The sequence below is a fragment of the Streptomyces sp. APSN-46.1 genome, from assembly GCF_022815725.1.
In the GTDB taxonomy this organism is placed as follows: domain Bacteria; phylum Actinomycetota; class Actinomycetes; order Streptomycetales; family Streptomycetaceae; genus Streptomyces.
On sequence record NZ_JALGRF010000005.1, the window covers coordinates 245,970 to 258,061 of the forward strand.

Consider the following 12,092-nt stretch of genomic DNA (forward strand, 5'->3'; position numbering starts at 1 on the left):
CCCTCGCGTGCGCCGCGCCTCAGGAGGTCCAGAACTCCCACCACCGGGTGAGGATCAGCATGCCGATCACCCCGAGGTGCAGGGCGGGCGGGGCCCAGCCGAAGTCGGTGAAGAAGGCCCGGACCGGCCCGGGCGCGGGGAGGACGCCCGTACGGATGGTGAAGGCGGTGACCGCCCAGAACATCAGCAGCGTCGCCGCCCAGGTCAGACAGCACCACAGGCAGAGCGCGTTGATCTCGTAGAGCGACTGGACCATCAGCCAGGAGCAGAAGCCGACGCCGAAGACCATGCCCGCGTTCAGACCGAGCCAGAACCAGTCGCGGTAGCGGGCGCCGGCCAGGAGGCCCGCGCCCACGCACACCACGGCGCCGAACGCGACCAGTCCGAGCATGGGGTTGGGGAAGCCGAAGACCGCCGCCTGCTCGCTCTTCATGACGCTGCCGCAGGAGACCACCGGGTTGAGGCTGCACGCCGGTTTGAAGTCCGGGTCCTCCAGCAGGAGGAACTTGTCGAGGGTGATCACCCACGAGGCCAGCACGCCGGCGGCCCCGGTGAGCAGCAGCAGCCAGGCCAACCCCCTCGGGGTCGCTTCCGGTTCGTCCTCGGGTCGTCTGGGGGGCCGCCCCTGTTGGCGGGGAACGCCCACCGTATTCGTTGCCATGTGGCCCATACTCCCGCGCTTGCGCCCAGAACGGCATTAACCATGGTTGTTCGTACGCAAGTTGACCTGAAGGTGTGGCGGGAACCCCTGATGTGTCCCGGACGTTTTACCGAACCCCGGACGTGATGTCAGAGCCAGGGGCTACGTTGTGCTTCCGCGAAGTGACAACCTGCGACGGCCTGGAGACCCACCTTGAGCGATCCGTACGAGACAACCGAGGCGCACCTCGATCGACTCCTGGGCCGCGCCCTCAACTCCTACGACCTGCCGGACCGGTTGGTCGAGCGCCTGGGTACGGCGCTCGCCCACAGTTCTTCGCTGTACACCACGCATCACAGTCCGGCGGCCGGGCTGTGGCGGGAGACCCACCGGCACACGTACCTGCTGTCCGACGGCGGGGCCGTGTCCCTGTGGGAGCTGGTGTACCGGCTGGAGGACGACCGGACGATGCGGCACGAGGTCTTCACCGGGAAGGCGGAGGCCTGCCTGGCGGTGGCCCGGCTGTTCGGCGAGACCCCCTCGGAGGTGGCGCGGGACCTGGCGCCGATACCGGCCGAGGAGGCGGCGCGGGGCGATGCGGCGTTATTGGGCGCGCTGTTCGCGGCGTCGGGGCCGGAGTCGGCCCGGCACCGGGACTACGCGGTGGACGAGTCGGCCGACCACGCCCGGCGGGTGCTGCGCCGCGCGGAGAACGCGGACCGTCCGGGCGAGGAGCCGGCGCGGCGGCTGCGGTCCGCGTACGCGCACCAGATCACCCAGGCGTTCGGCGGCCGGCACGGTGTGACGGGCGGCGGGCGGGACCGGTCGGCGGGGGTCAGCCTGTACGAGCACGCGTTCCTGCTGCTGGACGGGAGCGAGGTCAGCCTGTGGGAGGTCGAGCACACGGCGACGCCGGACGGGCGGCACATGTGCGAGGTGTACGAGAGCGAGGCGGCCGCGCGCGGGGCGATGGAGCTCCGCTCCCGCGTCCGGTGACCCCTCCGCCGGCCTGATCACGGCTCGACGGCCCCGAACGGGCATGCCCGTTCGGGGCCGTCGAGCCGGTTGAGGGGGTTACGCGACCGTCTCGGGGCCGCCCTCGCGCTGCTCCATCGGGACCGACTTGCGCGGCAGCATGAACATCACCGCGAAGATCAGGACCAGGACGGCCACGACCCACCACAGCGCGCCGCGGAAGGCGTCGACGTACTGCGGGCCGAAGGGGACGGCGTCGTCGATCGAGCCGAAGTAGACGACCGAGGTCAGGCCGAGGCCGAGCGCGTTGCCCATCTGGCCGGTGGTGTTGATCAGGCCGGAGGCCGAACCGGCGTGGCGGGGCGGCACCTCGGAGAGCACGGTGTCGGTGAGCGGGGCCACGATCAGGCCCATGCCGGCGCCCATGACGATCAGCGGGAGCGCCATCTGCCAGGAGGCGATCTCCATGCCGTAGCGGTCGGACTCCCAGATGTAGAGGAGCAGACCCGCGGCCATGGTCAGCGCGCCGCCCTGGAGCACCTTGCGGCCGAAGCGCGGTACGAGCTTCTGGACCGACATGCCGGCGGCGACCGAGACGGCGATCGAGAAGGGGATGCCGGTGGTGCCGGCCCGCAGGGCGCTCCAGCCGAGGCCCATCTGCATGTAGAGCGTCCAGACCAGGAAGAAGATGCCGGTCGCGATGCCGAAGGTCAGCTGGACGGCGATGCCGCCCGCGAAGCTCTTGACCTTGAAGAGGGAGAGCTCGACCAGCGGGGAGCCGTCCTTGCGGGTCTTGTACCTCTCGTACGCGATGAAGGCGGCGAAGACGAACGGCGCGGCGATCATCAGGACGAAGCCCCACAGCGGCCAGTCGTTCTCACGGCCCTGGGTGAGCGGGAAGATCAGCATGACCAGGGCGAGGGTGGCCAGGACGACGCCGACCAGGTCGAGGCGCAGGGCGTCGGGGGCCTTGGACTCGGTGATGAACTTGCGGCCCAGGATCGCGCCGGCGATGCCGACCGGCAGGTTGATCAGGAAGATCGGGCGCCATTCGAGACCGAGGATGTTCCACTCGGTGAGCAGTGCGCCGAGCATCGGGCCCGAGACGGCGCCGAGGCCGACGATCGCGCCGAAGAGGCCGAAGACCTTGCCGCGCTCGTGGGCCGGGAAGGTGACGTGGATGATCGCCAGCACCTGCGGGACCATCAAGGCCGCCATGCCGCCCTGGAGGAGGCGGGAGCCGACGAGGACGGTCGGGTTCGCGGCGATGCCGCAGAGCAGCGAGGCGGCGGTGAAGCCGGCGATACCGATGAGGAAGAGGCGCTTGCGACCGTAGATGTCACCGAGACGGCCGCCCGTGATCAGGCCGGCGGCGAACGCGAGGGCGTAGCCGGCGGTGATCCACTGGATCGCGCTGGTGGAGGCGCCGAGGTCCTGGCGCATGCTGGGTATCGCGATGTTGACGATCGTGACGTCGACCAGGTCCATGAAGGCCGCGGTCATCACGATGGCGAGCGCCAGCCAGCGGCGGCGGTCTGCGGCGGGTGAGCTGCTGCTCGTGTCGTTGAGGGTGTCGTTCCGCTCTTCTTGTACGGGCCCGTTCTCTCTTTCGGGCGATGTCTGGGCTGTCTCGGTGGTCATGGGGAGAAACCTAGACGGGATGTAGGTCAGGCAGTGTCCTATTTCGCTGGCAACCTGATGTCATGAACGACACTCCCGGCCGGCTGCTCACGCTGCTCTCCCTCCTCCAGACCCCGCGCGAGTGGCCCGGCAGCGAGCTGGCCGAGCGGCTGCGGGTGAGCGCCCGGACGATCCGGCGCGACATCGAACGGCTGCGGGAACTCGGGTATCCGGTGGAGGCCACGCTGGGCGCGGACGGCGGGTACCGGCTGGTCGCGGGCGCGGCGATGCCGCCGCTGGTGCTGGACGACGAGGAGGCCGTGGCGATCGCGGTGGGCCTGCGGGCGGGTGCCGGGCATGCGATCGAGGGGGTCGAGGAGGCGTCCGTACGCGCGCTCGCGAAGCTGGAGCAGGTCCTTCCGGGCCGGCTGCGGCACCGGGTGAGCGCGCTGCAGTCGGCGACGGTGGCGCTGACGCGGGGGGACGGGCCGAGCGTGGATCCGCGGACGCTGACGACGATGGCGGCGGCGGTGGCCGGGCCGGAGCGGCTGCGGTTCGCGTACCTGGCGCGGGACGGGGCCCGGTCGCAGCGGCTGGTGGAGCCGTACCGGCTGGTGAGCACCGGGAGCCGCTGGTACCTGGTCGCCTACGACCTGGAGCGCGAGGACTGGCGGACCTTCCGGGTGGACCGGGTGGGCGAGGCGTTCGCGACGGGGGCGCGGTTCGCGCCGCGGGAGCTGCCGATGGATGCGGAGGAGTTCGTACGCAGGGGGCGGCGGGGCGGGGAGAGGTACGCGGTCGAGGTCACCTTCGCGGTGGGCGCGGCGGAGTTGCCGGGGTGGCTGCGGGAGTCGGCGGTCGCGGGTGGGGGCGGGGGCGGTGGGGGGACTCGGGTCCGCTTCGAGAGCGGGGACGCGCCGGAGTGGCTGGCGGCCCGGCTGGCCCTGACCGGGGTGCCGTTCACGGTGCAGGCCCCGGCGGTCCTGTCGGCGGCAGCGCACGCGCTGGCCTCTCGTCTGACCGCCGCGGCGGGACCGCGGTAACCGGGGCTCCGCCCCGGCTGGGCTCCGCCCAGACCCGCGCCTCAAACGCCGGCGAGGCTGAAATTGCCCCGGGAATGGGGGGAGCCCCGGCACCTGGGGGGGATAGGTACCGGGGCTCGTCTGGGGGCTGCCGGCCGCGCTAGGCCACGGCGTCGAAGCCGGTGTCGCGGGCCATCTTCTTCAGTTCCAGCAGCGCGTGCTTCTCGATCTGGCGGATCCGCTCGCGGGTCAGGCCGTGCTGCTTGCCGACCTCCGTCAGCGTCCGCTCGCGGCCGTCGTCGATTCCGTACCGCATCTTGATGATCGAAGCCGTGCGCTGGTCCAGCTTGCCGAGCAGGTCCTCCAACTCCTCGCTGCGCAGCAGCGAGAGGACGGACTGCTCGGGGGAGATGGCCGAGGTGTCCTCCAGGAGGTCACCGAACTGGGTGTCACCGTCGTCGTCCACGGACATGTTGAGGCTGACCGGGTCGCGCGCCCAGTCCAGGACGTCGCCCACGCGCTTCTCCGTGGTGTCCAGCTCGGCGGCGATCTCCCCGTGCTCCGGTTCGCGGCCGTGCTCGCGGTTGAACTCGCGCTGCACCCGGCGGATCCGGCCGAGTTCCTCGACCAGGTGGACGGGGAGGCGGATCGTGCGGGACTGGTCGGCGATGGATCGGGTGATGGCCTGGCGGATCCACCAGGTGGCGTACGTGGAGAACTTGAAGCCCTTGGCGTAGTCGAACTTCTCGACCGCGCGCACCAGGCCGGCATTGCCCTCCTGGATCAGGTCGAGCAGGGGCAGACCGCTGCGCGGGTATCGGCGCGCGACCGCGACGACCAGGCGGAGGTTGGACCGGATGAAGATTTCCTTGGCGCGCTCGCCCTCGGCGGCGAGCGCGTCGAGCTCCCGGCGCGACGGAGTGTCACCCTCGCGCTCTATCGCACCGTCGAGGATCTGCTGGGCGTACACGCCCGCCTCGATGATCTGTGAGAGTTCTACTTCCTTGGCCGCGTCGAGCAGTGGAGTGCGCGCGATCTCGTCCAGGTACATGCCGACCAGGTCGCGGTCTGCGATCTCCCCGCCCACAGCGCGGGCGCTGCTCGTGGACTGACGACGGGCGACGGCGCGGGTTGCCATGCGTGCTCCCTTGCGAAGTGTTCGGTCGCGGTGCGGCTGCCGGACGGCCACCGTGGCGGGGTGGTACGTCCCCGGACACTCTCCCGAGTGCCCGCTTCCGATGGAAAGAACGACTGGAATCGGGACAGAATTCCCACACCGCTCGCTGTTTTCCGAGATCTTGCAGTACCCTGCCCCGCCGCCCCCCGCTCGCGGCGGAGGCGGAACCCCGCAGACCCCGAAGAGGTGCAGGTCAGACCCCTTGCGGAGGTGATCTTGGAGGCCCTCTCGGACCTTTACAACTTCCATAACGGTGAGACCGCCGTCACTCTTCCGGCGCAGCGGTCCTGGCTGCACGCCGACCCTGAAGACGGCCCTCACGGGCTTCCGGTTGCCTGCCCTCACCCGCGCGGGTGAGGTGGAGGCATATTCCTCCGGCATGGGACGGCCCCTCCCTACGGTCAGAGAGTCGCTTGTGCCGCCCGGCCGGCGACGCCCACACTTGAGGAGGAGGTGCTGCACCCATGACCGCTCTCGCCCACGAGGCCACAGAGACCGCCACACCCCATTCAGATCTGGACGAGGCCCTGTGGCTCGCATGGCAAGCCGCAGTCGAGAAACTCCCCGAGGGCTTCCATGCCGAGATCATCGAGGGGTCCATCGAAGTGTCGCCGACTGGTCGCTACTCGCACGGCGAGTCCGCCAACGAGCTGCGTGACAGCCTTGTGGTGTTCCTGGCAGGCAGCGGCTACGCCGCTCGACAGGACATGAACGTCATCCACGGCCGCAAGGTCTGGATTCCGGATCTGTTCATCGCGCCGAGGGACGCCAAGGAACACGTCACCGAGGACGGCATCGGCATCAAGGCCTCGGCCGTGGAGCTCGTCGTCGAGGTGGTCTCCCCGGGGCGCGACAGCATCTCCCGTGACCGGATCCGCAAGCGGCGGGCCTACGCCCGCGCCGGGATCCCCGTCTACATCCTGATCGACGACTACGACGAACGCGGCATCGTGACCGTGCTGACCGCCCCGGACCCGGACAAGGCCGTCTACGACGACGAGGTCCGGGCGCCCTACGGCACCGCGGTCACCGTCCCAGCCGGGCCCGCCAAGGGGTTCGTCATCGACGAGGAGATCACAGGCGCGCTGCGGGTCAAGGCCTAGCCGAGCCGGGCTGGATTGCCCGGAGGGCGATTTCAGCCCGGGCTATGGGGTCACGGGGGCCACGGGGGGCTCCTCGGTCGTCGGCGCGGGGCCGCCATGACAAGACCCCGCTTCGTTCAAATTTGAACGAAGCGGGGTCGTCCGTCATTCCCGCACCGGCGGCTCGGCCGTCAGTGGGCGACCACCGGGATCTTCATCTCGACCTCGGCCCCGGACCCGTCACCGGAGGCCACCGGGCTGCCCGCGCCCGGCCGGCCCGTGTTGATCAGGGTCAGGGCGATGACCGAGCTGGCGACGAGGATGCCGACGGCCCACCAGATGGCGGAGGCGTAGCCCTCGACCATGGCCTGCGCCTGGATCAGCTTCGCGGCCGGGCCGCCCGCCGCGGCCTGGGCCGCGTGGTCGGCCAGGTACGCGGTCGTCGCCGAGGCGGCGATCGTGTTCAGCAGGGCGGTGCCGATCGCGCCGCCCACCTGCTGGGAGGTGTTGACCATCGCGGAGGCCACACCGGCGTCGGCCGGGTCCACCCCGTGCGTGGCCAGGGACATGGCCGGCATGAACGCCGTACCCATGCCGAGGCCGAGCAGCAGCTGCGCCGGCAGGATCAGCGCCGGGTACGAGGAACCGACCTCCAGCTGGGTGAGCAGCAGCATGCCGGCGCCGGCGACCAGGAAGCCCGGGCCCATGAGCAGGCGCGGCGCGACCCGGGTCATCAGACGGGCGCCGATCTGGGTGGAGCCCACGATCATGCCCGCGATCATCGGGAGGAACGCGAAGCCGGTCTTGACGGGCGAGAAGCCCTTCACGACCTGGAGGTAGTAGGTGAGGAAGAGGAACAGGCCGAACATCGAGATGACGGCCAGGCCGAGCGAGAGGTAGACACCGCCGCGGTTGCGCTCCAGCAGGACGCGCAGCGGCAGCAGCGGGGACTTCACCCGGGACTCGACGAAGACGAAGGCCGCGAGCAGCACCACCGAGGCGACGAACATGGCCACGGTCACGACGTCCGACCAGCCGGCGGACTCGGCGCGGGTGAAGCCGTAGACCAGCGCGACGAGGCCGAGCGTGGACAGGACCACGCCGGGGATGTCGAGCGGCGCGCGGTTGCGGCCGTCCGCGGGCTCACGGATGACCAGCCAGGCACCCACGGCCGCGACGATCGCGAACGGGATGTTGACGAAGAAGGTCCAGCGCCAGTTCAGGTACTCGGTGAGGAAGCCGCCGAGGATCAGGCCGACGGCGCCACCGCCGCCGGCGATCGCCCCGTAGATGCCGAAGGCCTTGGCGCGCTCATTGGCGTCGGTGAACATGACGGCCAGCAGGGAGAGCGCGGCCGGCGCGAGCAGCGCGCCGAAGGCACCCTGGAGGGCGCGGGCGCCCAGCATCATCGCCTCGCCGTTGGCGGCGCCGCCGAGCGCGGAGGCCAGGGCGAAGCCGACGAGGCCGACGACGAAGGCGTTCTTGCGGCCCCACTTGTCGGCGATGCGGCCGCCGAAGAGGAGGAGTCCGCCGAAGGCCAGCGCGTACGCGGTGATGACCCACTGGCGGTTGCCGTCGGAGATGCCGAGGTCGGTCTGGGCGGACGGGAGGGCGATGTTCACGATGGTCGCGTCGAGTACGACCATCAACTGGGCCAGGGCTATGAAGACGAGGGCCTTCCAGCGGCTGGGGTCGGCAGCCAGCGGCGGTGTCGCGGCTGTTTTCGGCATGGGGATACCCACTCACTGTGCGGAATGACGGAAATGACAGGAATGACGGTAAGCAGAGAAAAACGGAGGTTTGGGCAAGGTTTTCGACGCTAGTGGGCGCGACCCGGGGCGTCACATGGTTTTCTGCCGCAGGACTTCGAGGGTGACCGCCGCGCCCGGCAGTTCCGAGCGGGCCGGAGCCGCCCGCAACCCGTCGAGGAGCAGCCCGAGATGACGGTGGACGAAGCGGTCCACGCCCCGGCACTCGGTGCCGGGCAGCGGGCGGCTGAGCTGCGACAGCGCCATCATCAGGTCGCCGACGCCGACGTCCGTGCGGACCAGTCCGGCGTCCTGGCCGGTGGCCAGCAGGGTCTCGACGGCCTCTTCCAAGGCGGCGCGGGACGCGAGGAGTTCGGGGTGTTCGTGGTCGAAGTCCTCGGAGAGCATGGGGCACAGGGCGCCGATCCGCTCGTCCGCGGCGGCGTGCGTGAAACGGCACAGCGCGGCGAAGGCGTCCGGCTCCTCGGCCAGGGCGTTCTCGGCGTGGGCGGCGACCCGGTCCATGACGAAGAGCACGACGTGGCGGACGAGCGCGGCCCGGTCGGGGAAGTGCCGGTAGAGGGTGGCGTTGCCGACCCCGGCCCGGCGGGCGATCTCGTCGAGCGGAGCCTCGACGCCGGACTCCACGAGCATCTCGCGGGCCGCGGCCAGGATCCGCTCGCGGTTGCGGACGGCGTCGGCGCGCGGCCGGGGAAGCCGGGACGGCTTCGCCGGGGCGGTCCCGCCACTCTCAACCGGCACTGCCCCGGCCGGGGCCACCGGCACGTCCGGGACCGCCGGGGCGGTCGCCGGCGTGGTGGTGGGGCTCTTCATGGCGGGGCCTCCCTGGCTGCGACTCTCGCTCTGGCTGTAAGTCGGGTCGGTTTCTGTGCCGTCCGAAACGGGGAGCGGCTCCCCGGTTAGTGCGACTCTCGTTCAAACGGGGATTCAGTCCCCGGTTATTTCACCCTCACGTGTGAGCCGGGTCACGTGACGTTTCCCGTTCGGACGCACCCGGCGCGCGGGCGTGTCGCAGCCGTTGGAGGGTGAGCGCAGAGAGCGCAGTCCGGGCCCGGCCGGCTGCCGCGGCCCCGAAGGCGATCTCCATGCAGCAGACCCGCCACCGGATACGCAGATCGCACCGCACCTGCGCGTACATCGGCCTCACCGCGCTGGCCCTCGGCGTCACGGCGACCGCGAGCACGGGGATATCCAGCCGCACCCACTCCGCGGCCGGGCCGGTGGCGACGACCGCCGAGTCCGCGCTCGCGCCCTGCCGGATCACCGGCACGATGGGCGTGCAGATGTCCGAGGGCCTGCCGACCCCGCCCGGGTACTCCCGCTCGACCGGCGAGGTCCGGGCGCTGAACCTGATGATCGACTTCCCGGACGCCAAGGGCGAGGGCACGGCCGCCGACCGACTGGCCGAATTCTTCCCGCAGACCTCCAACTGGTTCCGGACCAGCTCCTACGGGCGGCTGACCTACCGGGCCGAGGCCCCCATACGGGGCTGGCTGCGCATGCCGATGCCGTTCTCGGCGTACGCGATAGGGCGCGGGTCCCCGTACGAGCCGGGCTACCGGCAACTCGTCGAGCACCTGGTCAAGGCCGCCGACTCCGAGGTGGACTTCAGCCGGTACGACCTGGTCAACGTCCTGGTCACGCCGAACGCCGGGCCGTCCGCGCTGGACACCGTCCTGTCGGTGACCTTCTCGGGGAACGGCGAGGCGCCGAGGGCCGACGGGGTGCCGCTCTCCAACACGTCCTTCATCTACAGCCGGCAGGACGACGGCTCCGGCTCCTACCGGGAGACCGGCTACCGGGTACTCCCCCACGAGAACGGGCACGTCTTCGGGCTGCCGGACCTGTACACCTCCGACGGGGGCGGCGCGGTCGGGCACTGGGACATCATGAGCGAGGACTGGGGCGCCAACAACGATCTGCTGGGCTGGCACAAGTGGAAGCTGGGCTGGCTGGACAGCACGCAGATCAGCTGCGCCGCGAAGTCGGGCGTCAGCGACCACACCCTGTCGCCGCTGGCGGTGGAGGGCGGCATGAAACTGGCCTTCATACCGCTGTCGGAGAGCTCCGGGTACGCGGTGGAGGTACGGACGCGGGCCGGGAACGACGACGCCGTGTGCAAACCCGGCGTGCTGATCTACAAGGTGGACTCCGAGGTGGACACCGGGCGCGGCCCGGTCGTCGTGTCGGACAGCACGAGAGCGAGCAGCGGCTGTACGCGGCGGCCCAATGTGCACGCGGATCTGTCGGACGCGCCGTTCAGGCCGGGTGAGACGTTCACCGACAAGAAGGCGGGCATCAGCGTCTCGGTCGTCGGAGAGCTGCGGAACGGGAGCTACCAGGTCCGGGTCACCCGGACCTGACGACGGGCCTGATCACGGGCCTGACGACGGGCCATCGCCGTAACGACGGGCCCTCGTCAGAAGCGGAGCGAGGCGGCCACCGGGAGGTGGTCGCTGGCCGTGGGCGGCAGGGTCCAGGCGGACACCGGTGTCAGGCCCCGGACCAGGATCTGATCGATCCGGGCCACGGGGAACGCGGCCGGCCAGCTGAAACCGAAGCCGGCGCCCGCCGCCTCCTGTGCCGAGCGCAGGCCGTTGCCGCTCAGCAGCGGGGACACCGCGTCGTCGCGGGTGGTGCTGTTGAGGTCGCCGAGCAGCAGGGTGCGGCCGGGCGGGCCGACGCGCACCTCCTCGGCGAGGCGCAGCGCGGCCGCGTTGCGGCGGTCGGCGGTGAACCCCGAGGCGCGCACGCGTACGGAGGGCAGGTGGGCCACGTAGACGGTGACGGGGCCGTTGGGGGTCAGGGCGGTGGCGCGCAGGGCGCGGGGCAGTGGCATGACCGACAGCGGCCGGGTGTCGCTCAGCGGGTGGCGGCTCCACAGGCCGACGGTGCCGTGGACGTAGTGGTACGGGTAGCGCTCGGCGAGCACCCGCTCGTACGTGGCGACCGCGGGCTCCACGATCTCCTGGAGGGCGATGAGCTCGGCGCCCGAGGCGGCGAGGGCGCGGGCGGTGCCGGCCGGGTCGGGGTTCACGTCGTCGGCGTTGTGCGTGACGGCGGTGAGGTCGGCGGCGGCTCCGGTGGGCGCGCGGTGGTCGCCGACGAGGGTGGGGTCGAAGACGGCGGCCCAGGCGAGCGCGGGCAGCAGTACGGCGGTCAGTGCGATCCGGGACGGGCGCACCAGCGCGGCGGCGAGCAGCACCGGCACCGCCGCGCCGGTCCAGGGCAGCAGGGTCTGCGCGAGACTGCCGAGGTTCCCGGGCCGGTTGGGGATCCAGGCGTGCAGCAGCATCACCGCGGCCAGCCCCACGGCCACCGCGGCGGTGACGCGGCCGCGGCCCCCGTCGCGTATCACGTACCGGATCATGCCCTGCTAGACGCCGCTGACCGGGGGTTTCGGTTCCCGGTGCCCGCACCGGGTTTCCCGCACGGCGCGCGGCAGCCCCCGCCGGGGCGTTGATCCGGCGTCGTTGATCCGGCGTCGATCCCGCGTCGAACGCACGTTGTTCCGGGCTTCGTAAGTTGGTCACAAGCCGCCCGGGAGAAGCCCGGAGGCCGCCCCCGGCAACGGGGGCGCACCGCATCCGAAGGAGTCGTCATGACCAACGTCAACGAGCTGTTCGAGCTGGACATCATCGAGATCGCCGCCCCCGTCGAGGACGACCAGGCCGACGCCCAGGCCGCCACCGGCTCCTGGCCGTTCTACTGCCGGACCACCATCTGACGGTCGGTCTGACAGAACCACCAGTGAGGCGGCCCTCCCCCGGGCCGCCTCGCTTGTTCACCCGCACTCTCCTGGAGGAT

At 71.1% G+C, this 12,092-nt stretch carries 11 protein-coding genes; 5 read left to right on the forward strand and 6 right to left on the reverse strand.

What is annotated here, in order from left to right; genetic code table 11:
* Nucleotides 1-19: 19 nt before the first annotated feature.
* Nucleotides 20-661, reverse strand: a complete 642-nt coding sequence (locus MTF65_RS17380) for a vitamin K epoxide reductase family protein (RefSeq protein ID WP_243629612.1) — start codon at nt 659-661, stop codon at nt 20-22.
* A 192-nt stretch (nt 662-853) separates the two neighbouring features.
* On the opposite strand from MTF65_RS17380, the gene MTF65_RS17385 reads away from it, so the two are divergent.
* Nucleotides 854-1,636, forward strand: coding sequence for a DUF6227 family protein (locus MTF65_RS17385; RefSeq protein WP_243629613.1), 783 nt, complete (start codon nt 854-856; stop codon nt 1,634-1,636).
* Between the two features lie 78 nt (nt 1,637-1,714).
* Here MTF65_RS17385 and MTF65_RS17390 read toward each other — a convergent pair whose 3' ends face one another.
* On the reverse strand, nt 1,715-3,256 hold the full coding sequence (locus tag MTF65_RS17390) for an MFS transporter (RefSeq protein ID WP_243629614.1): 1,542 nt from the start codon (nt 3,254-3,256) through the stop codon (nt 1,715-1,717).
* A gap of 62 nt (nt 3,257-3,318) precedes the next feature.
* On the opposite strand from MTF65_RS17390, the gene MTF65_RS17395 reads away from it, so the two are divergent.
* Nucleotides 3,319-4,278 (forward strand): YafY family protein, encoded by a 960-nt coding sequence (locus MTF65_RS17395; RefSeq protein ID WP_243629615.1) that lies wholly within the window; start codon nt 3,319-3,321, stop codon nt 4,276-4,278.
* Nucleotides 4,279-4,417: 139 nt separating this feature from the next.
* Here the strand turns inward: MTF65_RS17395 and MTF65_RS17400 are convergent, their stop codons facing one another.
* Entirely contained in the window at nt 4,418-5,395 is a 978-nt protein-coding gene (locus MTF65_RS17400) for an RNA polymerase sigma factor RpoD/SigA (RefSeq protein WP_243629616.1), read from the reverse strand.
* 503 nt (nt 5,396-5,898) lie between these two features.
* On the opposite strand from MTF65_RS17400, the gene MTF65_RS17405 reads away from it, so the two are divergent.
* Nucleotides 5,899-6,537 carry a Uma2 family endonuclease gene (locus tag MTF65_RS17405; RefSeq protein WP_243629617.1) on the forward strand — a complete coding sequence of 213 codons (639 nt, stop codon included), beginning with the start codon at nt 5,899-5,901 and terminating at the stop codon, nt 6,535-6,537.
* Nucleotides 6,538-6,707: 170 nt separating this feature from the next.
* Here MTF65_RS17405 and MTF65_RS17410 read toward each other — a convergent pair whose 3' ends face one another.
* Both MTF65_RS17410 and MTF65_RS17415 read right to left on the reverse strand, forming a co-directional pair.
* Complete coding sequence (locus MTF65_RS17410; RefSeq protein WP_243629618.1) at nt 6,708-8,246, reverse strand: MFS transporter; 1,539 nt, start codon at nt 8,244-8,246, stop codon at nt 6,708-6,710.
* A gap of 111 nt (nt 8,247-8,357) precedes the next feature.
* Nucleotides 8,358-9,098, reverse strand: a complete 741-nt coding sequence (locus tag MTF65_RS17415) for a TetR/AcrR family transcriptional regulator (RefSeq protein WP_243629619.1) — start codon at nt 9,096-9,098, stop codon at nt 8,358-8,360.
* Between the two features lie 272 nt (nt 9,099-9,370).
* On the opposite strand from MTF65_RS17415, the gene MTF65_RS17420 reads away from it, so the two are divergent.
* Nucleotides 9,371-10,648, forward strand: a complete 1,278-nt coding sequence (locus MTF65_RS17420) for a M6 family metalloprotease domain-containing protein (RefSeq protein WP_243629620.1) — start codon at nt 9,371-9,373, stop codon at nt 10,646-10,648.
* A gap of 56 nt (nt 10,649-10,704) precedes the next feature.
* Here the strand turns inward: MTF65_RS17420 and MTF65_RS17425 are convergent, their stop codons facing one another.
* A complete protein-coding gene (locus tag MTF65_RS17425; RefSeq protein WP_243629621.1) occupies nt 10,705-11,643 on the reverse strand; it encodes an endonuclease/exonuclease/phosphatase family protein in 939 nt (312 codons plus the stop codon).
* 243 nt (nt 11,644-11,886) lie between these two features.
* Here MTF65_RS17425 and MTF65_RS30285 point away from each other — a divergent pair, with 243 nt between their 5' ends.
* Nucleotides 11,887-12,012: a hypothetical protein gene (locus MTF65_RS30285; protein ID WP_279399186.1), complete on the forward strand. Its 126-nt coding sequence runs from the start codon at nt 11,887-11,889 to the stop codon at nt 12,010-12,012.
* The last annotated feature ends 80 nt before the right edge of the window (nt 12,013-12,092 follow it).

Bases quoted from the DNA above. Each gene is read 5' to 3' on its own strand.
- MTF65_RS17380 (WP_243629612.1), bottom strand. From the start codon at position 661: ATGGCAACGAATACGGTGGGCGTTCCCCGCCAACAGGGGCGGCCCCCC.
- MTF65_RS17390 (WP_243629614.1), bottom strand. From the start codon at position 3,256: ATGACCACCGAGACAGCCCAGACATCGCCCGAAAGAGAGAACGGGCCC.
- MTF65_RS17395 (WP_243629615.1), top strand. From the start codon at position 3,319: ATGAACGACACTCCCGGCCGGCTGCTCACGCTGCTCTCCCTCCTCCAG.
- MTF65_RS17400 (WP_243629616.1), bottom strand. From the start codon at position 5,395: ATGGCAACCCGCGCCGTCGCCCGTCGTCAGTCCACGAGCAGCGCCCGC.
- MTF65_RS17405 (WP_243629617.1), top strand. From the start codon at position 5,899: ATGACCGCTCTCGCCCACGAGGCCACAGAGACCGCCACACCCCATTCA.
- MTF65_RS17410 (WP_243629618.1), bottom strand. From the start codon at position 8,246: ATGCCGAAAACAGCCGCGACACCGCCGCTGGCTGCCGACCCCAGCCGC.
- MTF65_RS17415 (WP_243629619.1), bottom strand. From the start codon at position 9,098: ATGAAGAGCCCCACCACCACGCCGGCGACCGCCCCGGCGGTCCCGGAC.
- MTF65_RS17420 (WP_243629620.1), top strand. From the start codon at position 9,371: ATGCAGCAGACCCGCCACCGGATACGCAGATCGCACCGCACCTGCGCG.
- MTF65_RS30285 (WP_279399186.1), top strand. From the start codon at position 11,887: ATGACCAACGTCAACGAGCTGTTCGAGCTGGACATCATCGAGATCGCC.